A 26,008-nucleotide genomic window follows, 5' to 3' on the forward strand; every position below is an offset into this window, starting at 1 on the left:
TCCTGGGCGACGCCGCATACGCGGCTGTGCCCCGGAGACCCGTGCCCCAGAGAACCGGGCACCCGCACCGGTCGGTAGGCTTACAGCTCTACCGGTTGTAGTACAAGGAGATCCATCTCCCGTGTCCGCCAAGCGCCTGACCGCAACGCGCCTGACCGCGCTCGCTGCCGCGGCCGCGGCCGTCACGGCCCTCGCCGGCTGCGCGGGCGGCCAGGAGGCCCAGCCCCGCTCCGGTGACACCCGTTTCGTCGCGGGTGACGGCAGGGTCGAGTTCTTCACCGCGGCGCAGCGCCAGAAGGCGCCCGCGATCGAGGGGCCGACCCTGGACGGCGGCACCGCCACCCTCGCCGCGGGCAAGGTCCACGTGCTCAACTTCTGGGCCTCCTGGTGCGCGCCCTGCCGGGCCGAGGCGCCCGTGCTCAAGGACATCGCCGCGACCACCAAGCCGAAGGGCGTGGAGTTCCTCGGCGTCAACTTCAAGGACCTCCAGGCGTCGGCGCAGGCGTACGACCGCGCGGTGAAGCCGGGCTATCCGAGCATCTACGACCAGAGCGGCAGGACGCTGCTGAAGTTCCAGGGCACGGTGCCGCCCGCCGCCATCCCCTCCACGCTGATCATCGACGCGCAGGGCCGCATCGCCGCCCGCGCGCTCGGCGCCGTGAAGTACGACGACCTCCTCGCGGCCGTCACCAAGGTGACCGATGAGTGACCTCGGCAGCACCGTCGCGACGGGCTCGCTGCTGCTCGCCGCGCCGATCGCGGCGGCCGCCGGGCTCGTGTCGTTCGTCTCCCCGTGCGTGCTGCCGCTGGTGCCCGGCTACCTGTCGTACGTCACGGGCATGAGCGGCGACCCCAAGCGGAGCCGGATGGTGCTGGGCAGCGCGTTGTTCGTGCTCGGGTTCGCGCTGGTGTTCGTGCTCGGCGGGGCACTGTTCGGCGGTCTCGGCGCGGCGCTGCAGGGCAACGCCGACGTGATCAGCAGGGTCCTCGGAGTGGTGACGATCATCCTCGGGCTGGCCTTCGTGGGGGTCCTGCCCGGCCTCCAGCGGGACGTGCGCTTCCACCGGCTGCCCGCCGCCGGGCTCGCGGGGGCCCCGCTGCTCGGCGTCGTCTTCGGCCTCGGCTGGACGCCGTGCATCGGCCCGACGCTGGCGGTGGTCATGACGCTGTCGGTGAACCAGGGCAGCGCGCTGCGCGGCGCGGCCCTCGCCTTCGCGTACGCGCTGGGCCTCGGCCTGCCGTTCGTGCTGGCCGGGCTGGCCTACCGCAGGGCCCTCCACGCGTTCCGGGCGGTCCGCCGGCACACCCCGCTGATCACCAGGGTCGGCGGTGGCATGCTCGTGGCCGTCGGCGTGCTGCTCGTGACCGGGCAGTGGGCCGAGATCATCGTCCACCTGCAGGTGTGGGTCGGCGGATTCCGGCCGGTGATCTGAGATGAGCGCGCCCGACGACCTCGCCCGCGCCGTACGGGACGACCCCGCGCTCCTCGACGAGCCCGCGCTTGTCGACGAGACGGCGCCGCGCGACAAGACGGCGAGTGGGGGAGCGGAGGCCGGGGACGCGGCGCGGGAGCCGGCCAGGCCGGTCGGCCTCGGGCCGGTCGGATGGCTGCGCTGGGCCTGGCGCACGCTCACCTCGATGCGCACCGCGCTCATCCTGCTGTTCCTGTTCGCGCTGGGCTCGGTGCCGGGCTCCGTCTATCCCCAGCGCGGCGTGGACCCGGGCAGGGTCGCGCAGTACTTCAAGGACAATCCCACCCAGGCGAAGTGGCTCGACCGCTTCTGGCTGTTCGACGTCTTCACCTCGCCCTGGTTCGCCGCGATCTACCTGCTGTTGTTCGTCTCGCTGGCCGGGTGCGTGTTCCCGCGCGCGCTGGCGCATCTCAGGGAGATCCGGCGCAGGCCGCCCGCCGCGCCACGCAACCTCCTCCGCCTGCCGCACGCCGAGGAGTTCCAGGGCGATCTCACCCTGGAGAGGGCCGCCGCCGTGCTCCGGCGCAGGCGGTTCCGGGTGGTCACCGGCGACGGCTGGGTGGCGGCGGAGAAGGGCTATCTCCGCGAGACCGGAAACCTGCTCTTCCACCTCTCGCTGCTCGTGCTGCTCTTCGCCGTCGGCGCCGGAGGCCTGTACGGCTACCGCGGCAACGTGCTGGTGGTGGAGGGCGACGGCTTCTCCAACGCCGTCGCGGCCTACGACCGTTTCATGCCGGGCAGCCGGGTCACCGCCGAGTCGCTGGAGCCGTTCTCCTTCACGCTGCGGGACTTCCAGGCCAGCTACGTCGCCGCCGGGGCCAAGCAGGGCCAGCCGCTCGACTACCTCGCGCGGCTGGAGGTGCGGGACTCCCCGGAGTCCGCCCCGCGCCAGGTGGACCTCAAGGTCAACGAACCGCTGGACGTCGACGGCACGCTGACCTACCTCATCGGGCACGGCTACGCCCCCACGTTCCGGGTGACGGACGGCGAGGGCCAGGTGGCCTACGACGGCCCGGTGCCCTGCCTGGCCGGCGACCAGGCGACGTACACGTCCGAGTGCGTCATCAAGGTGCCGGACGCCCAGCCGTCCCAGCTCGGCTTCCTGGCCCGCTTCCTGCCCACCACCGTGCCGAACGGCGACGCCTGGGTGTCGGTCTTCCCCGGCGCGGCCAACCCGACCGTGCAGGTCTTCCCGTTCGCGGGCGACCTCGGCCTGAAGTCGGGACTGCCGCAGTCGGTCTATCAGCTCGACACCACGCGCCTGAAGCCGCTCGGCAAGATGTCCGCCCAGCCGGCGCCGCTGAACGTGGGGGACACCAAGGAGCTCGCCGACGGCGCGGGAAAGATTCAGTTCACCGGCGTCAAGGAGTGGATCAGCCTCCAGATCACCTACGACCCCGGCCGGGAGCCCGCGTTGCTCGCGGCGGCGGCCGCGGTGATCGGGCTCGTGCTGTCTCTCACGATCCGCCGCCGCCGCGTCTGGGTGCGGGTGAAGGACGGCAGGGCCACGGTGGGAGGATTGACCCGCACCGAAGGCGGCGGCGCGGCCTTCGCCGAGGAGTTCGCGCAGATCGTCACCGCTCTGCGCGGCGACCCGCCCACCGGCCACGTCACACCGGACGAGCCCCGGGCCACCGACCAGCCAGGAGCGGCCGCGCCGGGCGGCTCCGCGATCGTCGCCGGGCAGGCCGAGCCGGACCAGCCGGCCGAGCCGCCCACCGGAAACGCCGCACCGGGCGTCCGCCCGGACGAGGAGTGAGTCATGCCCGCCCCGGTCAGCCAAGCCGTCAACGAGACCCTCGCCATGGTGAGCGACCAGCTCATCCTGGTCACCGTGCTGCTGTATCTCGCCGCGATGATCTGCTTCGCGCTGGAGCTCGCCTTCGGCCGGGTCCGTACGGCGGCGCCCGCGCGTACGCGTGAGCTCGTCGGCGCGGGTGGCCCGGCGCTCCCCGCGGAGGACCCGGGGGAGGGCGCCGGGGAGGGCACGGCCGAGACCACCCGCACGCCGCAACCGGCGGGGTGGGCGGTCCGGGCCGGGATCGCCGGCGTGGTCATCGCCTGGATCGCGTGGGCCGGCAACCTCGCCGGCATCCTCACCCGGGGCATCGCGGTGGACCGGTGGCCGTGGGCCAACATGTACGAGTTCGTGGTGGCCATCTGCTTCGCGGCCGTCACCGCGTTCCTCGCGCTGCTGATCCGCCAGCCGATCCGCTACCTCGGCGCGTTCGTGACGGTGACCGCGGCGCTCGGGCTGGGCTTCGCCGTGCTGTTCCTGCACGTCCAGGCGGGCCCGGTGATGCCCGCGCTGCACTCCTACTGGATCGCGATCCATGTCACCGCGGCGATCGTGGCCAGCGGGCTGTTCATCGTGGCGGGCGTCTGCGCGATCCTCTACCTGATCCGCCAGGACGGACGGCCGTCGGTGCTGCCCGCCAGGGAGACCCTGGAGCGGGTCGCGCACCGCGCGATCGTCATCTCCTTCCCGATCTGGACCTTCGCCGTCATCGCCGGCGCGCTGTGGGCCGACCGGGCGTGGGGCCGCTACTGGGGCTGGGACCCGAAGGAGGTGTGGGCGTTCGTCACGTGGGTCGTCTACGCCGCCTATCTCCACGCGCGGGCGACGGCCGGATGGCGCGGCAAGGCCGCGATGATCATTTCGTTGGTCGCCTTCGGCTGCCTGCTGTTCAACCTGGTCGGCGTCAACATCTTCTTCTCGGGACTGCACTCCTACGCCGACGTCCCCAAGTGACCCCGGCGCCCACCCGGCGCGTCACCGCCGGGGGACCGCTCCTGCCGGCGGGGGCGCCGGGCCGGGCGTGAGGGGCCGCCCGGTCGCCGGTGAGTCGTCGGGTCTGGTCCGATCGGGTGCGGTCGACCGGTCGGGGCTGGTCGCGGCGGGTCGGGTCTGGTCAGTAGGTCGGTCTGGTCGGTCGCCGGTCAGTCGTCGCCGCGCAGACGGCGCTCCAAGCTGCTCAGGAAGTCCGGGTCGTCGTCGGGCCCGCGCGGCGCGTCGCCCCGCCTGGACCACGCACCGGCCCGGCCGCCCGCCTCCGCCTGCGCGGCCCCCGGCCCGCCCACGGCGCCGTGGCCGTACACGGAGTGCACCGCTCGGGGACGGCCCACGAGGAGCCAGGTCAGGGCGCCGAGGTCGGCCAGGAAGATCACGATGAGGACCCACATGAACTTGGGGAGGTTGCGCATGTCCTCCTCGGGGGTCGTGATCACGTCGAACAGGCAGTAGAGCCAGAAGGCAAGCAGCGCCAGGCCGATAATCACGCTAGGCATGCCCACACGGTAAGCCATTCCGGCGACTGATCGTGTCCGGCTTCGGGGTGACGTGGACAGCCGGGCATCGTACGGTGGACCGGTACACGGCGTCCGGAGACCGCGCCCCACGGAGCGTGGAGCCTGCCGGAGACGCCCGTGGACCCATGTGACGGAACCAACCTGACGGAACCAGCAGCCTGACGGATTCGGCCTGAACAGAGGGGTGCGATGGCGGAGCCGGGCGACAGGGGCCGCCACCGGCGCGGAGCGCGATGGTGGCAGCGAGGGCCCTATGTGTCCTCCCACCGCCGTACCGACGTCCCAGGACGCGCGGAGGACCGCGCCTCCGACCGTGGCCCCGACCGTGGCTCCGAGCGCGCCTCCGACCGTTCCGCCGAGCGCGCCTCCGACTGGGCCTCCGGCCGCCCCTTCGACCGCGGCGCCGACCGTTCCGCCGACCGCGCTCGCGGACGCGCCTCCGACCGTGCTTCCGACGGCGGCCCCGAGCGGGCCTCCGGACGGCCGTGGGAGCGGGCGCAGAACCGCCCCCCGGACTGGGGTGCCGAGTGGGGCGCCGAGTGGTCGCCCGAGCGGCACCCGGAGCGGGTTTACGCCGTGACCGCGCCGGTGGTCGACGACCGCCCCCAGTACACCTGGCAGGACTTCGAGCTCGACGACCTGCCGACCCGGGTCGCGCCCCATCCGCCCGACGCCCCCGACCTGCGCGACGGCAGGAGAAACTGCGGGCCGCTGGAACGCGTCCTCTTCCGCGAATGGGACGCCGAGGAGGGCCCTCCCTCCGCCGACGCCGTACGGGCCGTGGACAGCCTCGCGCGGCTGCCCGAGCAGCTGAAGACCAAGCTCGCCATCGGGCTCGACGGCATCTACGTGGGCCGGGGCGGGGTGCCCGACCTGGACGACATGGGTTACCTGCGCGGCGCCCCGCTGCCCTCGGGCCGGGCCACCTGGGACATCTGCGCCGGCGCGTACGGAGACCGCAAGATCGTGGTGGGGGACCGGCCGTCGCCCACGCCGGACGTGATGATGCACGAAGTCGGGCACGCGCTGGACGACGTCGACGCGGGTCCGGGAGAGTGGGTTTCGGACTCCCCGGAGTTCGCGGCGCTCTACGAGGAGTGCCTGCCGCTGCTCGCGTCGTCGTTCCACCGGCAGCCCGCCGGCCTGGGGCGCAAGGAGTTCTTCGCCGACGCGTTCGCGGCGATCGCGTCCCGGCAGCGCCCGGCCCTGGTGGACATGCTGGGCGGTGACACGAGGACGGCCCTCAACGTCATGCTCTTCTTCAACCGGCGTTACGGAATCTAGGTGATTCGGATGTACGTTATCCGGCTCGGCGACGGGACGCTGCGCGTGCCCCGGTCCCTGACCACCGATGACGGGCGCCTCATCGGCAACGCGTACGTGGAGGTCACGCCGGGGGAACCCGGTTACGAGGGCTGGCTGGCCGAGTCGATCACCGAGCAGGAGGACGCCGAGCGACGCCGTCGCTGGCGGGAGGGCGACGACGCGCTGGAGCAGGCGTTCCTGGCCTTCAAGGCAGAGCAGGACCGATGAACCCCGGCAAGGGAGCAGGACGAGCCGGGAGGGCCTGTTACGGCAGCCTGAAATCGAGGTGGGACTGACTCCGGTGACCCTGCGGCGTCCGGGTAGCGCGCAGGATCACCCGGTGCTGGTACTGCGTCAGACTCGCGGGGAGTCGCCGTTCGGCCGATCGGCCGTGAGGACGTCCTCTCCGCGAAGGAGGGCGTGTACTTCCGATTCACGGAACCGCCGATGCCCCCCGGGGGTACGGATGCTGCTGATACGCCCGGCCGCGGCCCAACGGGTCACGGTCTTCGGGTCGACCCTGAAGAGAGCCGCAACCTCTCCAGGAGTCAGCAGTCGCTCGCTGCTACTCTCCACAATCTCTCCCCCTCGCGTCCCGCGTCCTGCAGCGGGCGGACAGGTAACCAGTGTGCCGAGCGAAGCCTGATTTATCCGTGGTTTTCGGAGAAGATCACGGGTTGTTACCGGCTCAGTGCCCGATTGTTATATGATAGAGCCTCTTTGGGGCGCTCATGGGTGTTTCTTTACAAAAGCGCCTTGTTGTGAACACTAGCAGTGCTCGCAGCAGATGCGAAGAGCGACCAGCGCACCGGGAGAGTGACGTAACCTCGACGCTGTGCATCCGGTTGTCGTTTACACCCTTTCGCGCCTCGCCCTGTTCGCGGTCGCGGTCGGCGTCCTGTATCTCGTCGGCCTGCGGTCGTTCCCGCTGCTGCTGGTCGCCGTGCTGGTCAGCGGTCTGGCCAGCTACGTGCTGCTGTCGAAACAGCGCGACGCGGTGAGCGAGCGCATCGCCACGAAACGTCGGGGACCCGGGAACTCCTAGGCCGCCGGGAACATGCCGACCCGGGCATGGTACTCATGCCCGAGCTCCGTCGTGTCGCTTCCCACCAAAAGACCTGCCTTTACGGTCAGGAAGGCCTTTACCCCGATTCCCCTTTCCCGCGTCGGGTTCCATCTCAGCGCACGGCCCGTTACAGGGTGTATCGCCCCGATACCGGGCCGGTGGACCGCTCCCGGGCCGGCCGTGTCAGCCCCCCGCGGGTTGTTCAGCCAGCGCTGGTGCCCGCCCACGTAGACGGCCGAACCGGTCACCGCGACCGCGTAGAGCGAGTCGCCCCCGGTCAGGTTGACCCAGGTCGGACGGACCGCGTCGCCCTTCGCGTACGTCTCGAACCTCGCGGCGGAGTCGCACAGCTTGGTGGTGCGCGGCGCCGGCCCGCCCGTCGTGACGACCACGAAGTAGCTCCCGTCGGGTGACACGTCCAGCCCGCGGACGTACGACGGGAAGTCGGGCTTGCAGGCGGGGGCGTACGCCTCCGTGTGCCAGCCGGCCACCCGGCCCGTCGTCAGGTCGATCACCCCGAGCTGCGGGCGGCGCAGGCCGTCGAGCGTGGTGAACGAGCCGTCGACGACTAAGCGGTCGGACGTGGCGGCCATCGCGTGGATCCCGACCCCGCCGCCGCGCCCGTCGCCGGGGGTGACGGTGAAGCGGGGGTCCACCGCGCCGGTCTCGGCGTCCACCCGGGCGAGGGCGGTCCGCGCGCTGCGGCCGATCCTGCCGAAGTCGCCGCCGACGTAGAGCGCCCTGCCGAGACGCACCAGGCTGGTCACCTCTCCCGCGTAGACGGGGGCGGAGAAGGAGGAGACGGGAGCGCCGTCGGAGACGCGCAGCCGGGTCAGCCCCCGGGACGGCCAGGTGAAGGCGCCGCCCACATAGACGGTGCCGCCCGGGCCCGGGGCCAGGGCGGACACCGGCCCGTCGAGGTCCGGCGCGAAGCCGGGCAGGACGCGGCCGGTGGGCAGGTCGAAGGCGAAGACGTTGGCGCGCGGCAGGTCCGCCCCGCCGCGCGCCTCCCGTACCGCGCTGAACTCGCCGCCCACCACGACGGTGCGGCCGACCAGCGTGAACGCGGTGACGATGCCGTCGAGCACGTGCGGAGTGGTGTTCACGGGGTTCTCCGAGACCACGTGGGACTGCCGGAGCCCGGCGGAGGCCGGCGCGGCCGGCAGGACGGCGAGCGAGGTCACTGCGATCAGTGCGGTGGTGAGACGCATTCCCCAAGTTCTAGCAGACTGAGCGTAATCGATGAACTACGTTCCGCTCATCCTGTCCGGGTGGTGAGGGGCCGTGCGTGCCGCGGCCTAGGCTTGCGTGCATGACGCGCGCATCGCTGGACAAGCAGCCGCACGAGGTCGCCGCGATGTTCGATCGCACGGCCCGGCGCTACGACCTGGTCAACGACGTCCTCTCCCTGGGCCAGGACCGCCTGTGGCGCAGGGCCACGGCGGCGGCGGTGGACGCGGGCCCCGGTGAGCTGGTCCTCGACCTCGCCGCGGGCACCGGCACCTCGACCGACTCGTTCACCGCGCTCGGCGCGCGGGCGATCGCGTGCGACTTCTCGTTCGGCATGCTCAGCACCGGCGTGGCGCGCCGCGGCGGGTCCGGCCTGTACGGCGGGGGCGTGCGCGGCGTGACGTTCGTCGCGGGCGACGCGCTGCGCCTGCCGTTCCGCGACGAGACCTTCGACGCCGTCACGATCTCCTTCGGCCTGCGCAACGTCGCCGACACCGGGCAGGCGCTGCGCGAGCTGCTGCGGGTGACCCGGCCGGGCGGGCGCCTGGTGATCTGCGAGTTCTCCCGGCCGACGCCGAAGTCGTTCGACCTCGTCTACTCGCAGTATCTGATGAGACTGCTGCCGCCGGTCGCCCGGATGGTCAGCTCCAACCCCGACTCCTACGAGTACCTCGCCGAGTCGATCCGGGCCTGGCCCGACCAGCGGGCGCTGGCGGGGATCGTCCAGAAGGCGGGCTGGGAGAGGGTGGGCTGGCGCAACCTGAGCCTCGGCATCGTCGCCCTCCACCGCGCCGTGAAGGGCCGGTGAGGAATGGTTGTCCACACCCCTCTGACATCCCGCCGCGCGTAGGGGTTAGACTGCGGCGCGACAGTTTGTGAAGTTGTTCACAAAGGCACGAAGGTCTAAACCAGTTTCGAGGCCTTCCTTCCCTGGAACGGACAGGACTCCGTGAGCGAGCAAACCCGCGTGACGCGGAGAGAGGTCGACGCCGACGTCATCGTCGTCGGTGCGGGTCCGGCGGGTTCGACGGCGGCCTTCCACCTCGCCCGCGCCGGCCTCCAGGTGCTGCTGCTGGAGAAGACGCGCTTCCCCCGGGAGAAGGTCTGCGGCGACGGGCTGACGCCGCGGGCGGTGAAGGAACTCGTCGCGATGGGCGTCGACGTCGATGCCCCCGGCTGGGTCAGGAACAAGGGGCTGCGCGTCTACGGCGGCGGCGTGCGGCTCGAACTCGACTGGCCGGAGCTGTCGAGCTATCCCGACTTCGGGCTGGTGCGCACCCGTGCCGATTTCGACCAGATCCTCGCCCGGCACGCCGAGGGCGCGGGCGTCCGGCTGCGCGAGGGCGTGAACGTTACAGGCCCGCTGCTGGACGAGCGCAGTGGTCACGTGATCGGCGTCACGGCCAAGGCGGACGGCGAGGAGATCGTCTACCGCTCGCGCCTGGTGGTCGCGGCCGACGGCAACTCGACCCGGCTGTCGATCGCGATGGGCCTGCACAAGCGCGAGGACCGCCCGATGGGCGTGGCCGTGCGCACCTACTACACGAGCCCCCGCCACGACGACGACTACCTGGAGACGTGGCTCGAACTGTGGGACGACGACCGGCTGCTCCCCGGCTACGGCTGGATCTTCCCCATGGGCGACGGCACCGCCAACGTCGGCCTCGGCCTGCTGAACACCAGCGACGCGTTCAAGAGCATCGACTACCGCGACCTGCTGCGGCGCTGGATGAAGAACACGCCGCCGGAGTGGGGCTTCACCGACGAGAACATGACGGGCCCGATCAGGGGCGCCGCGCTGCCGATGGGATTCAACCGGCAGCCGCACTACACCCGCGGCCTGGTCCTCGTCGGGGACGCCGGCGGCTCGATCAACCCCTTCAACGGCGAGGGCATCGCGTACGCCATGGAGACCGGCCGGACGGCCGCCGAAGTGATCGCGCAGGCACTGGCCCGGCCGACGCCCGCCCAGCGTGAGCGCGTATTACTCGCGTACCCGCGTATCCTCAAAGACGCCTATGGCGGATACTTCACTCTCGGCCGCCTGTTCGTCGAGGCGATCGGGAGGCCGGGGGTGATGAGCTTCGCCACCCGGCACGGGATGCCCCATCCCACCCTGATGAGATTCGCGTTCAAGCTTCTCGCTAATCTCACAGACCGGCGGGGCGACGTCTCCGACCGCATAATCAACGCCCTGTCGAAGGTGGCTCCGCCCGCATGACCGAGGCCCGTATGACCAAGAGTCGCATTGTGATCACGCAATTTCACCGAGTAAGCGAGGACATGTAGCCATGGAGCTGTATGTGCCGATTCTGGTGCTCGCGGTCCTCGCGGCGGGATTCGCCGTGTTCTCCGTGGGCATCGCCCCCTTCACCGGGCCGAAGCGCTGGAACCGCGCGAAGCTGGACGCCTACGAGTGCGGCATCGAGCCGACACCGCAGCCGGTCGGCGGTGGCCGCTTCCCGCTGAAGTACATGATCACGGCGATGCTGTTCATCGTCTTCGACATCGAGATCATCTTCCTCTATCCGTGGGCGGTGGCCTTCGACAGACTCGGCGTGTTCGGGCTGGTCGAGATGGTGCTGTTCATCGTCACCGTCCTCGTGGCGTACGCGTACGTGTGGCGCCGCCGCGGCCTCGATTGGGATTAGCCATGGGTCTTGAAGAGAAACTCCCGAGCGGATTCGTCCTCACCACCGTCGAGCAGGTGGCCGGCTGGGCCCGGAAGAACTCCGTGTGGCCGGCGACCTTCGGTCTCGCGTGCTGCGCCATCGAACTGATGGCCACCGGCGGCCCGAAGCACGACCTGGCCCGCTTCGGCATGGAGCGCGCCTCCGCCTCCCCGCGGCAGGCCGACCTCATGATCGTGGCCGGCCGGCTGTCGCAGAAGATGGCGCCCGTCCTCCGCCAGATCTACGACCAGATGGCCGAGCCCAAGTGGGTCATCGCCATGGGCGTCTGCGCGTCGAGCGGCGGCATGTTCAACAACTACGCCATCGTGCAGGGCGTGGACCACGTGGTGCCGGTCGACATCTACCTGCCCGGCTGCCCGCCGCGGCCGGAGATGCTGATCGACGCCATCGTGAAGCTGCACGACAAGATCCAGAACATGAAGTTCGGCGCGCATCGCGAGAGGCAGGTCGAGGAGCTGGAGCTCCAGGCGCTGCGGACGCTGCCGCTCATCGACCAGGGGGCCGGGAAGTGACGACCGAAAACCTGCCCGGCCTGCCCGAGGAGCCGGTCGCCCGTACGGGCATGTTCGGCGCCAGGGACAGCGGCGACACCTCCGGCTACAACCGCCTGGTCGTCCGCCGCCCGCCCAAGCTCGTCAGCAGCCGGCCGTACGGGTCGTACTTCGACGAGGTGGCCGACGCGCTGGAGCCGGCGTTCGCCGACGCGATCGAGCGCGTGGTCGTCGACCGCGGCGAGATCACCTTCCACGTGCGGCGCGAGCGGCTGGCCGAGGTGATGAAGCACCTGCGCGACGACCCCGCGCTGCGGTTCGAGCTGTCGCTCGGCGTCTCGGGGGTCCACTACCCGGAGGAGACCGGCGCCGAGCTGCGCGCCGTCTACCACCTGTGCTCCATCACGCACAACCGGCGCGTCCGGGTGGAGGTCTCCTGCCCCGACGCCGACCCGCACATCCCCTCCACGGTTCAGGTCTACCCCACGCACGACTGGCATGAGCGTGAGACGTACGACTTCTTCGGAATCGTCTTCGACGGCCACCCGGCGCTGACCCGCATCGAGATGCCGGACGACTGGGAGGGGCACCCGCAGCGCAAGGACTACCCGCTCGGCGGCATCCCGGTCGAGTACCGCGGCGCCGAGGTCCCCGCGCCGGACCGGAGGAGGTCGTACTCGTGAGCGTCGACCCGCACCAGGCAACGAGGGCAGCGAGGAGAGCGTCGTGAGCACTACGGAGACCGAGGGCCGGATCTACGACGTCGCCGGCCAGGACTGGGACGAGCTGGTCAAGACCGTCAGCGAGTCGGCCGACGAGCGCCTCGTCGTCAACATGGGCCCGCAGCACCCGTCGACCCACGGCGTGCTCCGGCTCGTGCTGACCCTCGACGGCGAGACCGTGACCGAGGCCCGCACGGTGATCGGCTACCTGCACACCGGCATCGAGAAGAACATGGAGTTCCGGACGTGGACCCAGGGGGTCACGTTCGTCACCCGCATGGACTATCTCGCGCCGATCTTCAACGAGACGGCGTACTGCCTTGGGGTCGAGAAGCTCCTCGGCATCACCGACCGGATCCCGGACCGGGCGCAGGCCATCCGGGTCCTGACGATGGAGCTCACCCGGATCTCCTCGCACCTCGTCGCGATCGCGACGTTCGGCCTGGAGCTGGGCGCGACGACGCCGATGCTGTTCGGCTTCCGCGAGCGCGAGATGGTGCTCGACCTGATGGAGTACATCACCGGCCTGCGGATGAACATGGCGTACGTCCGCCCGGGCGGCGTCAGCGTCGACCTGCCGGCCGGCGCGATGGACAAGATCGGTGAGTTCCTCAAGGTCATGCCGGGGCGGCTCAAGGAGATGCGCAAGCTCCTCGACGCGAACCCGGTCTACACCCGGCGCACCAAGGACGTGGCCTACCTCGACCTGACCGGCTGCATGGCGCTGGGCATCACCGGGCCCATGCTGCGCGCCGCCGGCCTACCGTGGGACCTGCGCAAGTCGCAGCCCTACTGCGGCTACGAGACGTACGACTTCGCGGTCCCGACGCAGACCACCTGCGACGTGTACGGCCGCTACCTCGTCCGCATGGACGAGATGGAGGAGTCGCTGAAGATCATCGAGCAGGCGCTCGACCGCCTGTCCGGCCCGCTCAAGGGCGGCCCGGTGATGATCGAGGACAAGAAGATCGGCTGGCCGGCGCAGCTCGCGCTCGGCCCCGACGGCCTCGGCAACTCGCCCGACCACATCGCGCACATCATGGGCGGTTCCATGGAGGCCCTGATCCACCACTTCAAGCTGGTGACCGAGGGCTTCCGGGTGCCCGCCGGGCAGGCGTACGCCTCGGTCGAGTCGCCGCGCGGCGAACTCGGCGCGCATGTGGTCAGCGACGGCGGCACCCGGCCCTACCGGGTGCACTTCCGCGACCCGTCGTTCACGAACCTGCAGGCGGTGCCCGCGACGTGTGAGGGCGGCATGGTCGCCGACGTCATCTCCGCGGTCGCCTCGATCGACCCGGTCATGGGAGGTGTGGACCGATGACTTACGCGCCTGAGGTCCGCGAGCGTCTGGAGACGGACGCCAAGGAGATCATCGGCCGCTACCCCCGGCCGCGTTCGGCGCTGCTGCCGCTGCTGCACCTGGTGCAGTCGGTGGACGGCTACGTCTCCGACGACGGGCAGGAGTTCTGCGCCGAGATGCTGGGCCTGTCCAAGGCCGAGGTCGTCGGCGTGGCGACCTTCTACACCATGTACAAGCGCAGGCCGGCCGGCGACTACAACGTCGGCGTCTGCATCAACACGCTGTGCGCGGTGATGGGCGGCGACCAGATCTGGGCCGAGCTCAGCGAGCACGTGGGCGTCGGCCACGACGAGACCACCCCGGACGGCAAGATCACGCTGGAGCGGCTGGAGTGCAACGCCGCCTGCGACTTCGCGCCGGTCATGATGGTCAACTGGGAGTTCTTCGACAACCAGACCCCGGAGTCGGCCAAGCAGCTGGCCGACGACCTGCGCGCCGGCAAGGAGGTCGCGCCCACGCGCGGCCCGGGCCGGCTGTGCACGTTCCGGGAGGCCTCCCGGGTCCTCGCCGGGTTCCCCGACGGCCTGGCCGCCGACGGCCCGTCGGCCGCCGGTCCCTCCCTCGAGGGTCTGAAGATCGCCAGGGCCAAGGGCTGGGAGGCCCCCAAGGCCGAGGGGAGCGAGAAGTGACAACGCTTACGCCCGTCCTTACCGACAACTGGGACGTGGCCGGCTCGTTCACCCTCGACGGGTACGGCGAGTACGAGGCCGCGAAGAAGGCCCTGGGCATGGAGCCCGACGCGGTCATCCAGGCGGTGAAGGACTCCGGCCTGCGCGGCCGCGGCGGCGCGGGCTTCCCCACCGGCATGAAGTGGGGCTTCATCCCGCAGGGTGACGGCAAGGCCCACTACCTGGTCGTCAACGCCGACGAGTCGGAGCCGGGGACCTGCAAGGACATCCCGCTCATGATGGCCAACCCGCACTCGCTGGTCGAGGGCGTCATCATCTCGTCGTACGCGATCCGGGCGAACCACGCGTTCATCTACATCCGCGGCGAGGTGCTCCACGTCATCCGCCGGGTGCAGGCCGCGGTCCGCGAGGCGTACGAGAAGGGCTACCTCGGGGCGGACATCTTCGGCTCGGGCTACGACCTGGACCTCGTCGTGCACAGCGGCGCCGGGGCGTACATCTGCGGTGAGGAGACGGCGCTGCTCGACTCGCTGGAGGGCTACCGTGGCCAGCCACGGCTCAAGCCGCCGTTCCCGGCGGTCGCGGGTCTCTACGCCTCCCCGACGGTGGTCAACAACGTCGAGTCGATCGCGAGCGTGCCGAGCATCATCGCCAACGGCGCCGACTGGTTCGCCGGGATGGGCACCGAGAAGTCCAAGGGCTTCGGCATCTTCTCGCTGTCGGGCCACGTGACCCGGCCGGGCCAGTACGAGGCCCCGCTGGGCATCACGCTGCGCGAACTGCTCGACATGGCGGGCGGCATCCGCGAGGGCCACGAGCTGAAGTTCTGGACGCCGGGGGGCTCCTCGACGCCGATCTTCACGGCCGAGCACCTCGATGTGCCGCTCGACTTCGAGTCGGTCGGCGCCAAGGGCTCGATGCTGGGCACCCGCGCCCTGCAGATCTTCGACGAGACCACCTGCGTGGTCCGGGCGGTCCTGCGCTGGACGGAGTTCTACGCGCACGAGTCCTGCGGCAAGTGCACCCCGTGCCGTGAGGGCACCTACTGGCTCAAGCAGGTGCTCAAGCGGCTGGAGAAGGGCCAGGGCTCGGAGGAGGATCTGGCGACCATCACCGACATCGCCGACAACATCCTCGGGCGGTCCTTCTGCGCGCTCGGCGACGGCGCGACGAGCCCGATCCACTCGTCGGTGAAGCACTTCCGCGACGAATATCTCAAGCACTTCGAGATCGGCGGCTGCCCGTTCGATCCCGCCGCTTCCACGGTGTGGGGGTCCAAGTGACAGTTCAGACGACGCAGCCGGAACAGCCGGTCGTGGACATGGTCAGCCTGACCATCGACGGCTTCCAGGTCAGCGTCCCCAAGGGCACGCTGATCATCCGGGCCGCGGAGCTGCTGGGGATCCAGATCCCCCGGTTCTGCGACCACCCGCTGCTCTCACCCGCGGCCAACTGCCGCCAGTGCCTCGTCGACATCCCCGACGCGGGCAACGGCCGCGGCTTTCCCAAGCCGCAGCCGTCCTGCGCGATCGAGGTCGCCGAGGGCATGGTGGTCAAGACGCAGCTCACCTCGCCGGTGGCCGAGAAGGCCCAGCGCGGCGTGATGGAGATGCTGCTGCTGAACCACCCGCTCGACTGTCCCGTCTGCGACAAGGGCGGCGAGTGCCCCCTGCAGAACCAGGCCATGTCGAACGGCCAGGGCGAGAGCCGGTTCGTCGAGCAGAAGCGCACGTTCGACAAGCCGGTCGCGCTGTCGACCGAGGTGCTGCTCGACCGTGAGCGCTGCGTCCAGTGCGCGCGCTGCATCCGCTTCTCCGACCAGATCGCGGGCGACCCGCTCATCGACTTCTTCGACCGCGGGGCTAAGGAGCAGGTGGGCGTCGCCGACGGCGAGCCGTTCGAGTCCTACTTCTCGGGCAACACGATCCAGATCTGCCCGGTCGGCGCGCTGACCGGCGCGGCCTACCGGTTCCGCTCCCGCCCGTTCGACCTGGTCTCCACGCCGAGCGCGTGCGAGCACTGCGCGTCGGGCTGCTCGCTGCGCACCGACCACCGCCGGGGCAAGGTCACCCGCCGCCTCGCCGGGGACGACCCGCAGGTCAACGAGGAGTGGAACTGCGACAAGGGCCGCTGGGCGTTCACCTACGCCACCGCGCCCGACCGGCTGCGCTCGCCGCTGGTGCGCGACGAGAGCGGCAAGCTCGTCCCGACCTCCTGGCCGGACGCGCTGGCCACCGCCGCCGAGGGCCTCGCGCGGGCCCGGGGCAGGGCCGGGGTGCTGGTCGGCGGGCGGCTCACGGTCGAGGACGCCTACGCCTACAGCAAGTTCGCCCGGATCGCGCTCGGCACCAACGACATCGACTTCCGGGCCCGGCCGCACTCCGAGGAGGAGGCGCGCTTCCTCGCCCACGCCGTCGCAGGCAAGGGCATCGAGGTCTCCTACGCCGACCTGGAGACGGCCCCGGCCGTGCTCCTCGCCGGCTTCGAGCCCGAGGAGGAGTCGCCGATCGTCTTCCTGCGCCTGCGCAAGGCGGCGCGCAAGCGGGGCCTGAAGGTCCACGCGATCGCGCCGTTCGCCACGCCGGGCCTGGCCAAGATGAACGGCTCGCTGATCCGGACGCTGCCCGGCGCGGAGGCCGAGGCGCTCGGCGACCTCGTCTCCAGCGACCTGCTGCCGCCCGGCACGATCATCCTCGCCGGTGAGCGGCTCGCCGCCGCCCCCGGCGCCCTGTCGGCGCTCGTACGGCTCACGCTCGCCACCGGCGCCCGGCTCGCCTGGGTGCCGCGGCGGGCGGGGGAGCGCGGCGCGCTGGAGGCGGGCGCCCTGCCCGGCCTGCTGCCGATCGGCCGCCCGGCCGCCGACGAGACCGCCCGCGCGGAGGTCGCCAGGGCGTGGGGCGTCGCCGCGCTGCCCACGGCGCCCGGCCGCGACACCTCGGGGATCATCGAGGCCGCGCTGAACGACGAGGTCGACGCGCTGGTCGTGGCGGGCGTGGACCCCTACGACCTGCCCGACCCCGCGAGGGCCCTGGCCGCGCTGGAGAACACCCCGTTCATCGTCAGCCTGGAGATCCGCGCCAGCGCCGTCACCGACCGGGCCGACGTGGTCCTGCCGGTCGCCGCGGTGGCCGAGAAGTCCGGCACGTTCGTCGACTGGGAGGGCAGGGGCCGCTCCTTCGGCGTGGCGACCGCCCTACCGGGCCTGATGAGCGACCTGCGGGCGATCGGCTCGATCGCCGACCTGATGGACGTGCACCTCGGCCTGCCCGACGACGTGGCCGCCCGGCGCGAGATGGCCACGCTCGGCGCCTGGAAGGGCCCGCGCCCGGCCGCGCCGGCGGTCAGCGGCCTCGTGGTCGCCGAGCCGCAGGCGGGCGAGGCGGTGCTGGCCACCTGGCACCTGCTGCTCGACGACGGCCGGATGCAGGACGGCGAGCCGTACCTCGCGGGGACCGCCCGCTCGACGGCGGCCCTGCTGTCGGAGGCCACCGCCGCCGAGATCGGCGCCGTGGACGGCGGGAAGATCACCATCGGTGACGACGTCGTCGTGCCGGTGCGCGTCGCGGACCTGCCCGACCGTGTCGTGTGGGTGCCGTCCAACTCCGCCGGCCTGTCGGTCACGCGCGACCTGCGCGCGGTCGCCGGAGACGTCGTCAAGATCGGGAGCGTCTCGTGAACAACCCCGGACCCACGCTGAGCGACTTCGGCCACGATCCCCTGTGGATCACGATCATCAAGGCCGTCGCGATCTTCGTGTTCCTGATGCTGGGCGTGCTGTTCGGCGTGTGGACCGAGCGCAAGCTCATCTCGCGCATGCAGCACCGCTACGGCCCCAACCGGGCGGGCAAGTTCGGCCTGCTGCAGTCGGTGGCCGACGGCCTGAAGATGGGCCTCAAGGAAGACCTCATGCCGCGGACCGTGGACAAGGTGATCTACTTCCTGGCCCCGGTCATCATCGCCGTCCCGGCCTTCCTGGCGTTCTCGGTGGTGCCGTTCGGGCCGATGGTCTGGATGTTCGGCCACCGGACGCCGCTGCAGCTCACCGACCTGCCGGTCGCGGTCCTGCTGGTGCTGGCCACCGCCTCGATCGGCGTGTACGGCATCGTGCTCGCCGGGTGGGGCTCCCGCTCGCCGTACGCCGTGCTGGGCGGCCTGCGCTCGGCCGCCCAGGTCGTGTCGTACGAGATCGCGATGGGCCTGTCGTTCGTCGCGGTGTTCCTGAACGCGGGCACGCTGTCCACGTCGGAGATCGTGGCCAGGCAGGCTGGCGGCGGCACCTGGGACATCCTCGGGCTGCACATCCCGACGCCGTCGTGGTACGTGTTCTCGCTGATCCCGTCGTTCCTGATCTACGCGGTCTGCATGCTCGGCGAGACGAACCGCGTGCCGTTCGACCTCCCCGAGGGCGAGGGCGAACTGGTCGGCGGTTTCCACACCGAATACTCCTCGTCGCTGAAGTTCGCGATGTTCATGCTCGCCGAGTACGTGAACGTCTTCACGGTCTCGGCCATGGCGATCACGCTGTTCTTCGGCGGCTGGCGGGCCCCGTGGCCGATCTCCCTGTGGGACGGCGCGAACACCGGCTGGTGGCCCCTGCTGTGGTTCTTCGCCAAGCTGGTCATCGCGTTCGGGTTCTTCGTCTGGGTCCGCGCCTCGCTGCCGCGCGTTCGCTATGACCAGCTCATGGCCTTCGGGTGGAAGGTGCTGATCCCGCTCAACCTGGTCTGGATCCTGCTGGCCGCGACGTTCAAGGCGCTGCGCCTGCCGGAGACCGACCGGACGGGCATCATGGCCTTCGGCGCGGTGGTGATCATCGTCGCGTTCGTGGTCTGGCTGCGGTTCGACACGGTCAACCAGCGCCGCAAGGAGGCCAGGGCCGCCCAGGTCGAGGAGGAGTTCGAGCAACTGCGCGAGGAGCCGGCCGCGGGCGGGTTCCCGGTGCCGGCGCTCGACCTCCCGCACTACCACGGAGCCGTGCCCGCCGCGCGTGTCCCTACCGACGCCAAGGAGGTGACCAGTGGGAGCAACTGATTGGTTGAATCCGATCAAGGGATTCGGCGTCACCTTCCACCACATGTTCAAGAAGCCGGTGACGGTCAACTATCCCGAGGAGAAGCGGCCCACCGCGCCGCGTTTCCACGGGCGGCACCAGCTGAACCGGTGGCCCGACGGCCTGGAGAAGTGCGTCGGCTGCGAGCTGTGCGCCTGGGCCTGTCCGGCGGACGCCATCTACGTCGAGGGCGGTGACAACACTGACGAGGAGCGGTTCTCGCCGGGTGAGCGGTACGGCCGCGTCTACCAGATCAACTACCTGCGCTGCATCCTCTGCGGGCTCTGCATCGAGGCGTGCCCCACCCGGGCGCTCACGATGACGAACGAGTACGAGCTCGCCGACTCCAGCCGCGAGTCGCTGATCTACACCAAGGAGATGCTCCTCGCGCCGCTCGGACCGGGCATGGAGCAGCCGCCCCACCCGATGCGCCTCGGCGAAACCGAGGAGGACTACTACCGGTTGGGTCGAAGCAATGGGTGAGTCCATCACGTTCTGGGTGCTCGCGGTCGTCTCGGTGATCGCCGCACTCGGACTCGTCTTCAGCCGAAGGGCCGTCTACTCGGCCCTGATGCTCGGCGTCGTCATGCTCTCGCTGGCGGTGCTGTACGCCGTCCAGGACGCTCCGTTCCTGGCGGCCGTGCAGATCATCGTCTACACCGGCGCGGTCATGATGCTGTTCCTGTTCGTGCTCATGCTCGTGGGCGTGGACTCCTCCGACTCCCTCGTGGAGACGATCAAGGGGCAGCGGTTCTGGGCCGTCGTGGGCGGGCTGGGCTTCGCCGCCCTGCTCGCGCTCGGCATCGGCAACGCGGTGGCCGGGTCGCCGAAGGGCCTGGCCGCGGCCACCGAGGGGGGCAGCAACGTGTCCTCCCTGGCCCAGCTGATCTTCACGCGTCACGTGTTCGCCTTCGAGGTGACCTCGGCGCTGCTGATCACCGCCGCCCTGGGCGCGATGGTGCTGGCGCACCGGGAGCGCGCCGAGGCGAAGCCGACCCAGCGGGACCTGTCCCGGCAGCGCTTCGCCGCCTTCGGCCGTACCGGCAAGAACCCGGCGCCGCTGCCCGGCCCCGGCACCTACGCCCGGCACAACGCCATCGACATGCCGGCGCTGCTGCCCGACGGGACCATCGCGCCGCTGTCGGTCAACCGCTACATCGCCCGGTACGAGGAGTCCAAGGGCATCCTGCCCCCGGAGGTCGCCGAGGTGCTGGAGCAGGAGGAGGCCGCGCGGCGCGCCGCTCAGGCCAACGGGCACGGCGGTGAGCACGGCACGCCGACGGTGGCGGACGAGGCCCGGGACGCCGGTCCAGACACCGAGCCGATGCCCGAGGACGGCACCGGTCAGGACACCGTCGTGGCCGGTCGCGTGGTCCGTCCCCGCGGTGAGTCCGCGGCGACCGAGGAGGACGGCAAGTGACCACCCACTATCTGGTGCTCTCCGCGCTGCTGTTCGCCATCGGCGGCGTCGGCGTGCTCGTACGGCGCAACGCCATCGTGGTGTTCATGTGCGTCGAGCTCATGCTCAACGCCTGCAACCTGGCGTTCGTCACCTTCGCCCGGCAGAACGGCAACCTCGACGGCCAGCTCATCGCGTTCTTCGTGATGATCGTGGCCGCCGCCGAGGTGGTCATCGGCCTGGCCATCATCGTGACGATCTTCCGAACCCGCAGGTCCGCGTCGGTCGACGACGCCAGCCTGCTGAAGTACTAAGAGGTGGCCGTGGAACCCGCTGAGATCATCCAGCACTCCGGTGGAGCGATCGGGGCCGCCTGGCTGATGATCGCTCTGCCCCTGGTGGGAGCGGCGATCCTCCTGCTGGGCGGCCGGAGGACCGACAGGTTCGGCCACCTGCTCGGGGTGCTCATGGCCGTGGCGTCGTTCGCGGTGGCCGCGCTGTCGTTCGTCCAGCTCCTCGGCCTCGCCCCGGGCGAGCGCCGCCGGGGGATCGAGCTGTACGACTTCGTCCCGGGCCTGGCGAAGGTGGGCCTGCTGGTCGACCCGCTGTCGATCTCGTTCTGCCTGCTGATCACCGGTGTGGGCTCGCTGATCCACATCTACTCGATCGGCTACATGGCGCACGACCCGAACAGGCGGCGGTTCTTCGCCTACCTGAACCTGTTCGTCGCGGCGATGCTCCTGCTGGTGCTGGCCGACAACTACGTCGCGCTGTTCGTCGGCTGGGAGGGCGTCGGCCTCGCGTCGTACCTGCTGATCGGGTTCTGGCAGCACAAGCCCTCGGCGGCGACCGCGGCCAAGAAGGCGTTCATCGTCAACCGCGTCGGCGACTTCGGCCTGCTGATCGGCCTCTTCACGATCTTCGCGACGTTCCACACGCTGGCCTTCAACGACGTCTTCGCGAACGCGTCCAAGGCGTCCTCGGGCACGCTCACCGCCATCGGCCTGCTGCTGCTGGTCGGCGCGTGCGGCAAGTCGGCCCAGCTGCCGCTGCAGTCCTGGCTTCTCGACGCGATGGAGGGCCCGACCCCGGTCTCGGCCCTCATCCACGCCGCGACCATGGTCACCGCCGGCGTCTACCTCATCGTCCGGTCCGGCCCGATCTACCAGGGCGCCGAGACGGCGCAGCTCGTCGTGACGATCGTCGGCGTGGCGACCCTGCTCGCCGGTGCGATCATCGGTACCGCCAAGGACGACATCAAGAAGGCGCTGGCCGGTTCGACGATGTCGCAGATCGGCTACATGGTGCTCGCCGCGGGCATCGGCCCGGCCGGTTACGCCTTCGCGATCGCGCACCTGATCACGCACGGCTTCTTCAAGGCCGACATGTTCCTCGGCGCGGGCTCGGTCATGCACGCCATGAACGACGAGGTCGACATGAGGAAGTACGGCGCGCTTCGGAAGGTCATGCCGGTCACGTTCGCGACGTTCGCCATCGGCTACCTCGCGATCATCGGGTTCCCGCTGCTGTCCGGTTACTTCACCAAGGACGGCATCATCGAGACCGTGATGGAGCACAACGCCGTCCTCGGCTGGCTGGCCGTGCTCGGCGCGGGCATCACCGGCTTCTACATGTCGCGCCTGGTGTTCATGACGTTCTTCGGCGCCAAGCGCTGGGAGCCGACGGCCCACCCGCACGAGTCGCCCGCCGTCATGACCTGGCCGCTGGTCATCCTGTCGGTCGGCGCGATCGGCCTGGGCGCGTTCCTGGTCCTCGGCAACCGGTTCATGACCTTCCTCGCGCCGGCCGTCGGCGCGCCGGAGGAGATGCCGTCCTTCCACCCGTTCAGCCTCACCGGGCTGGCCACGCTCGCGCTCGTCGCGGTGGGCGCGGTGTTCGCCTGGTTCCGGTACGGCGCGGCCGAGGTGCCGGCGGTCGCCCCGCGCGGCTCGTTCCTCACCACCTTCGCCCGTCGTGACCTGTACGGCGACGCCCTGAACGAGGCGCTGTTCATGCGCCCCGGACAGTGGCTGACCCGCCTGGCCGTGTTCTTCGACAACCGCGGCGTCGACGGCCTGGTGAACGGCCTGGCCGCCGGCATCGGGGGGACCTCCGGGCGGCTGCGCAGGATCCAGACCGGGTTCGTCCGCTCGTACGCGCTGTCGATCTTCCTGGGCGCGGCCATCCTGGCCGGTGCCTGGCTCGTCGTAGGGAACCTGTGATGCCCTGGCTTTCAACCCTGATGGGCGTGTCCGTGCTCGGCGCGCTGGGCGTGACCCTTGTCCGCAACGACAAGCTCGCCAAGCAGTTCACCCTCGTGGTGTCGCTGATCGTGCTGGCGCTGACCGTCGCCATGGCGGTCCAGTTCAGCCCGAACGGCGACAAGTTCCAGTTCGCGGAGACGTACGACTGGATTCCCGCGTTCGGCGTCCACTACGGCGTCGCGGTGGACGGCATCGCCCTGGTGCTGATCCTGCTGTCGGTGATCCTCGTGCCGATCGTGGTGCTCGCCTCGTGGCACGACGCTGAGGCCGGCAAGCGCTCGGTCCGCACGTACTTCTCGCTGCTGCTGGTGCTCGAGGCCATGATGATCGGCGTCTTCGCGGCGACCGACGTCTTCCTCTTCTACGTCTTCTTCGAAGCCATGCTGATCCCGATGTACTTCATGATCGGGTCGTACGGCGGGGCGCAGCGGTCGTACGCGGCGGTGAAGTTCCTGCTGTACTCGCTGTTCGGCGGGCTGCTGATGCTGGTGGCGGTGATCGCGCTCTACTCGATCGCCGGCAAGGGCACGTTCATGTTCACCGACCTGGTCGGGACCATCCAGGACGCGACGACGCAGAAGTGGCTGTTCCTCGGCTTCTTCGTCGCCTTCGCGATCAAGGCGCCGCTGTGGCCGTTCCACACCTGGCTGCCGGACGCCGCCGCCCAGGCCCCGGCCGGCGCGGCCGTCCTGCTCGTGGGCGTGCTCGACAAGGTCGGCACGTACGGCATGCTGCGCTTCTGCCTGGAACTCTTCCCCGACGCCGCGAAGTTCTTCACGCCGCTGGTCATCACGCTGTCGGTGATCGGCATCGTGTACGGCGCGATCGTGGCCATCGGGCAGACCGACATGAAGCGGCTCATCGCCTACACCTCGGTGTCGCACTTCGGCTTCATCGCGATGGGCGTGTTCGCCATGACGACCAACGCGGCCTCGGGCGCGACGCTCTACATGGTCAACCACGGCTTCTCGACCGGCGCGCTGTTCCTCGTCGCGGGCTTCCTCATCTACCGCAGGGGCTCGCAGTTCATCTCCGACTACGGCGGCGTGCAGAAGGTGGCGCCGATCCTCGCCGGGACGTTCCTGGTGGCGGGTCTGTCCAGCCTCTCGCTGCCCGGGCTGAGCACGTTCGTCAGCGAGTTCATGGTCCTCATCGGCACCTACGAGCGTTATCTCGTGCCCGCCGTCATCGCGACGACCGGCGTCATCCTCGCCGCGATCTACATCCTGTGGATGTACCAGCGGACGATGAACGGCCCGACCGCCGAGTCGGTGAAGACGCTGCCGGACCTCAACGCGCGGGAGAAGTTCGTGGTGGCGCCGCTGATCGCGCTGCTGCTGGTGTTCGGCTTCTATCCCAAGCCGCTCCTCGACGTGATCAACCCCGCCGTGAAGGACACGCTGTCCAGCGTCTCGGTCACGGACCCGAAGCCGGCCGTACCCGTTGCTCAGGAGGGCAAGTGAACGGCACCATTGAGGCGCCCACCATCGAGTACGCCCTGCTGGCGCCGATGCTCGTCGTCTTCGGCGCGGCGATCGTCGGCGTGCTGGTGGAGGCGTTCGCGCCGCGTTACCTGCGCTCGGCGATTCACCTGCCGCTCACGCTCCTCTCGCTGGCCGGCGCCTTCGCGCTGGCCGTGTGGCAGGCGCTGAAGGGCGTGCCGACCAAGCCCGCGGCCATGGGCGCGGTGGCGGTCGACGGCCCGGCGCTGTTCATCTGGGGCACGATCCTCGTGCTCGCCTTCGTGAGCGTGCTGCTCATCAAGGACGAGGAGCACTTCGTCGGCTCCGCGGCGGCCCTGCCCGGCTCGGCCGAGGAGGAGCAGTCGCTGGTGGAGCGCGCCGCGCACACCGAGGTCTACCCGCTGCTGCTGTTCGCGGTGGGCGGCATGCTGCTCTTCCCGGCGGCCAACGACCTGCTGGTGGCGTTCGTCGCCCTGGAGGTCATGTCGCTGCCGCTGTACCTGCTGTGCGGCCTCGCGCGCCGCCGCCGCCTGCTGTCGCAGGAGGCCGCGGTCAAGTACTTCCTGCTCGGCGCCTTCTCCTCGGCGTTCTTCCTGTACGGCACCGCGCTGCTGTACGGCTACGCCGGGTCGGTCGACCTCGCGAAGATCAACCTCGCGCTCGGCTCGGTCGGCGGCCAGGACACCCTGCTCTACATCGGCGCGGCCATGCTCGGCGTCGGCCTGCTGTTCAAGATCGGCGCGGCGCCGTTCCAGGCGTGGAAGCCCGACGTCTACCAGGGCTCGCCCACGCCGATCACGGCGCTGATGGCCTCCGGCACCCTGGTGGCCGCCTTCGGCGCGCTGCTGCGCGTGTTCTGGGTCGGCCTCGGCGGCCTCGACTGGGACTGGCGTCCGGTGTTCTACGGTGTGGCGATTCTCACGATGGTGGTCGGCGCGATCCTCGCGATCACCCAGACCGACATCAAGCGGATGCTCGCCTACTCCTCGATCGCCCACGGCGGCTTCCTGCTCGTCGGCGTGATCGCCACTGGCAGCGCCGCGCAGAACACCGCGGCCCTCTCGGGCCTGCTGTTCTACCTGGTGGCGTACGGCTTCACCACGGTCGGCGCGTTCGCGGTCGTCACGATGGTGCGCGACGCGGGCGGCGAGGCGTGGCACCTGTCCCGCTGGGCCGGGCTCGGCAAGCGTTCGCCGCTGCTGGCCGGCACGTTCGCCTTCTTCCTGCTGGCCTTCGCCGGTATCCCGCTGACCAGCGGGTTCTTCGGCAAGTATGCCGTCTTCCAGGCGGCCGTCAGCGGGGGCGCGCTGCCGCTGGTCATCGTCGGCGTGGTGGCCTCGGCCGTCGCCGCGTTCTTCTACGTGCGGGTCATCGTGCTGATGTTCTTCAGCGACCCGGCCGCCGACGGCCCGTCCGTCGTCCTGCCCTCGCGGGGGACCGCGGCGGTGGTAGGTATCGCGGCATTGGCTACGGTAGTTCTCGGGGTGTTCCCTCAGCCCTTGCTTGACCTCGCGCACTCGGCTGCGCAGTCCCTGTTCGTCCGATAGGAGATCTC

Annotated in this window: 26 protein-coding genes; 23 read left to right on the top strand and 3 right to left on the bottom strand. The window is 70.4% G+C overall.

The window, feature by feature from the left end:
- The first annotated feature begins 121 nt into the window (after positions 1-121).
- From F5972_RS23235 to ccsB, 4 genes are read left to right on the top strand one after another with little or no spacing between them, the layout of a single operon-like run.
- Entirely contained in the window at positions 122-709 is a 588-nt protein-coding gene (locus F5972_RS23235; protein WP_225311764.1) for a TlpA family protein disulfide reductase, read from the top strand.
- Positions 702-1,433, top strand: a complete 732-nt coding sequence (locus F5972_RS23240; protein WP_150935810.1) for a cytochrome c biogenesis CcdA family protein — start codon at positions 702-704, stop codon at positions 1,431-1,433. The genes F5972_RS23235 and F5972_RS23240 overlap by 8 nt, the downstream gene beginning before the upstream one ends.
- 1 nt (position 1,434) lies before the next feature.
- Positions 1,435-3,231, top strand: coding sequence for a cytochrome c biogenesis protein ResB (locus tag F5972_RS23245; protein WP_150935812.1), 1,797 nt, complete (start codon positions 1,435-1,437; stop codon positions 3,229-3,231).
- 3 nt (positions 3,232-3,234) lie between these two features.
- Positions 3,235-4,224: a c-type cytochrome biogenesis protein CcsB gene (ccsB, locus tag F5972_RS23250; RefSeq protein WP_150935814.1), complete on the top strand. Its 990-nt coding sequence runs from the start codon at positions 3,235-3,237 to the stop codon at positions 4,222-4,224.
- 188 nt (positions 4,225-4,412) lie between these two features.
- Here ccsB and F5972_RS23255 read toward each other — a convergent pair whose 3' ends face one another.
- On the bottom strand, positions 4,413-4,760 hold the full coding sequence (locus F5972_RS23255; protein ID WP_191910279.1) for a PLD nuclease N-terminal domain-containing protein: 348 nt from the start codon (positions 4,758-4,760) through the stop codon (positions 4,413-4,415).
- 276 nt (positions 4,761-5,036) lie between these two features.
- On the opposite strand from F5972_RS23255, the gene F5972_RS37430 reads away from it, so the two are divergent.
- Positions 5,037-6,065, top strand: coding sequence for a hypothetical protein (locus F5972_RS37430; RefSeq protein ID WP_225311765.1), 1,029 nt, complete (start codon positions 5,037-5,039; stop codon positions 6,063-6,065).
- Positions 6,066-6,074: 9 nt separating this feature from the next.
- Positions 6,075-6,314, top strand: coding sequence for a hypothetical protein (locus tag F5972_RS23265; protein WP_150935819.1), 240 nt, complete (start codon positions 6,075-6,077; stop codon positions 6,312-6,314).
- Positions 6,315-6,440: 126 nt separating this feature from the next.
- Here F5972_RS23265 and F5972_RS23270 read toward each other — a convergent pair whose 3' ends face one another.
- Positions 6,441-6,662 (bottom strand): BldC family transcriptional regulator, encoded by a 222-nt coding sequence (locus tag F5972_RS23270; RefSeq protein WP_036325312.1) that lies wholly within the window; start codon positions 6,660-6,662, stop codon positions 6,441-6,443.
- 259 nt (positions 6,663-6,921) lie between these two features.
- Between F5972_RS23270 and F5972_RS23275 the strand changes: the two genes are divergently transcribed.
- Positions 6,922-7,131 (top strand): DUF4229 domain-containing protein, encoded by a 210-nt coding sequence (locus F5972_RS23275; RefSeq protein WP_150935820.1) that lies wholly within the window; start codon positions 6,922-6,924, stop codon positions 7,129-7,131.
- On the opposite strand, the gene F5972_RS23280 is transcribed toward F5972_RS23275, so the two are convergent.
- A complete protein-coding gene (locus F5972_RS23280; RefSeq protein ID WP_150935822.1) occupies positions 7,128-8,363 on the bottom strand; it encodes a hypothetical protein in 1,236 nt (411 codons plus the stop codon). The two genes, F5972_RS23275 and F5972_RS23280, sit on opposite strands and share 4 nt — an antisense overlap.
- Before the next feature lie 101 nt (positions 8,364-8,464).
- Here F5972_RS23280 and F5972_RS23285 point away from each other — a divergent pair, with 101 nt between their 5' ends.
- From F5972_RS23285 to nuoN, 16 genes are all read left to right on the top strand, one after another.
- Positions 8,465-9,190, top strand: coding sequence for a demethylmenaquinone methyltransferase (locus tag F5972_RS23285; RefSeq protein WP_150935824.1), 726 nt, complete (start codon positions 8,465-8,467; stop codon positions 9,188-9,190).
- A 141-nt stretch (positions 9,191-9,331) separates the two neighbouring features.
- Positions 9,332-10,603: a geranylgeranyl reductase family protein gene (locus F5972_RS23290; protein WP_150935826.1), complete on the top strand. Its 1,272-nt coding sequence runs from the start codon at positions 9,332-9,334 to the stop codon at positions 10,601-10,603.
- A 70-nt stretch (positions 10,604-10,673) separates the two neighbouring features.
- On the top strand, positions 10,674-11,033 hold the full coding sequence (locus tag F5972_RS23295) for an NADH-quinone oxidoreductase subunit A (RefSeq protein ID WP_111699579.1): 360 nt from the start codon (positions 10,674-10,676) through the stop codon (positions 11,031-11,033).
- A gap of 2 nt (positions 11,034-11,035) precedes the next feature.
- On the top strand, positions 11,036-11,587 hold the full coding sequence (locus tag F5972_RS23300; RefSeq protein WP_150935828.1) for a NuoB/complex I 20 kDa subunit family protein: 552 nt from the start codon (positions 11,036-11,038) through the stop codon (positions 11,585-11,587).
- Positions 11,584-12,249, top strand: a complete 666-nt coding sequence (locus F5972_RS23305) for an NADH-quinone oxidoreductase subunit C (protein WP_150935830.1) — start codon at positions 11,584-11,586, stop codon at positions 12,247-12,249. Before F5972_RS23300 ends, F5972_RS23305 begins: the two co-directional genes overlap by 4 nt.
- 43 nt (positions 12,250-12,292) lie before the next feature.
- Positions 12,293-13,609, top strand: a complete 1,317-nt coding sequence (locus F5972_RS23310; RefSeq protein WP_150935831.1) for an NADH-quinone oxidoreductase subunit D — start codon at positions 12,293-12,295, stop codon at positions 13,607-13,609.
- Positions 13,606-14,277 (top strand): NADH-quinone oxidoreductase subunit NuoE, encoded by a 672-nt coding sequence (gene nuoE / locus F5972_RS23315; protein WP_150935834.1) that lies wholly within the window; start codon positions 13,606-13,608, stop codon positions 14,275-14,277. Before F5972_RS23310 ends, nuoE begins: the two co-directional genes overlap by 4 nt.
- Positions 14,274-15,560, top strand: a complete 1,287-nt coding sequence (gene nuoF, locus F5972_RS23320) for an NADH-quinone oxidoreductase subunit NuoF (protein ID WP_150935836.1) — start codon at positions 14,274-14,276, stop codon at positions 15,558-15,560. The genes nuoE and nuoF overlap by 4 nt, the downstream gene beginning before the upstream one ends.
- Complete coding sequence (locus F5972_RS23325; protein ID WP_150935837.1) at positions 15,557-17,953, top strand: NADH-quinone oxidoreductase subunit G; 2,397 nt, start codon at positions 15,557-15,559, stop codon at positions 17,951-17,953. Before nuoF ends, F5972_RS23325 begins: the two co-directional genes overlap by 4 nt.
- A complete protein-coding gene (gene nuoH, locus F5972_RS23330; RefSeq protein ID WP_150935840.1) occupies positions 17,950-19,308 on the top strand; it encodes an NADH-quinone oxidoreductase subunit NuoH in 1,359 nt (452 codons plus the stop codon). Before F5972_RS23325 ends, nuoH begins: the two co-directional genes overlap by 4 nt.
- Complete coding sequence (gene nuoI, locus F5972_RS23335) at positions 19,295-19,810, top strand: NADH-quinone oxidoreductase subunit NuoI (RefSeq protein WP_139574090.1); 516 nt, start codon at positions 19,295-19,297, stop codon at positions 19,808-19,810. Before nuoH ends, nuoI begins: the two co-directional genes overlap by 14 nt.
- A complete protein-coding gene (locus tag F5972_RS23340; protein ID WP_150935843.1) occupies positions 19,803-20,747 on the top strand; it encodes an NADH-quinone oxidoreductase subunit J in 945 nt (314 codons plus the stop codon). Before nuoI ends, F5972_RS23340 begins: the two co-directional genes overlap by 8 nt.
- Positions 20,744-21,040, top strand: coding sequence for an NADH-quinone oxidoreductase subunit NuoK (nuoK, locus tag F5972_RS23345; RefSeq protein ID WP_139574092.1), 297 nt, complete (start codon positions 20,744-20,746; stop codon positions 21,038-21,040). The genes F5972_RS23340 and nuoK overlap by 4 nt, the downstream gene beginning before the upstream one ends.
- Before the next feature lie 66 nt (positions 21,041-21,106).
- A complete protein-coding gene (nuoL, locus tag F5972_RS23350) occupies positions 21,107-22,948 on the top strand; it encodes an NADH-quinone oxidoreductase subunit L (protein ID WP_150936272.1) in 1,842 nt (613 codons plus the stop codon).
- On the top strand, positions 22,948-24,453 hold the full coding sequence (locus F5972_RS23355; RefSeq protein WP_150935845.1) for an NADH-quinone oxidoreductase subunit M: 1,506 nt from the start codon (positions 22,948-22,950) through the stop codon (positions 24,451-24,453). The genes nuoL and F5972_RS23355 overlap by 1 nt, the downstream gene beginning before the upstream one ends.
- Positions 24,450-26,000, top strand: a complete 1,551-nt coding sequence (gene nuoN / locus F5972_RS23360; RefSeq protein WP_150935847.1) for an NADH-quinone oxidoreductase subunit NuoN — start codon at positions 24,450-24,452, stop codon at positions 25,998-26,000. Before F5972_RS23355 ends, nuoN begins: the two co-directional genes overlap by 4 nt.
- Positions 26,001-26,008 lie beyond the last annotated feature (8 nt).

It is taken from the genome of Microbispora cellulosiformans (assembly GCF_008728085.1).
GTDB classification, from domain to species: domain Bacteria; phylum Actinomycetota; class Actinomycetes; order Streptosporangiales; family Streptosporangiaceae; genus Microbispora; species Microbispora amethystogenes.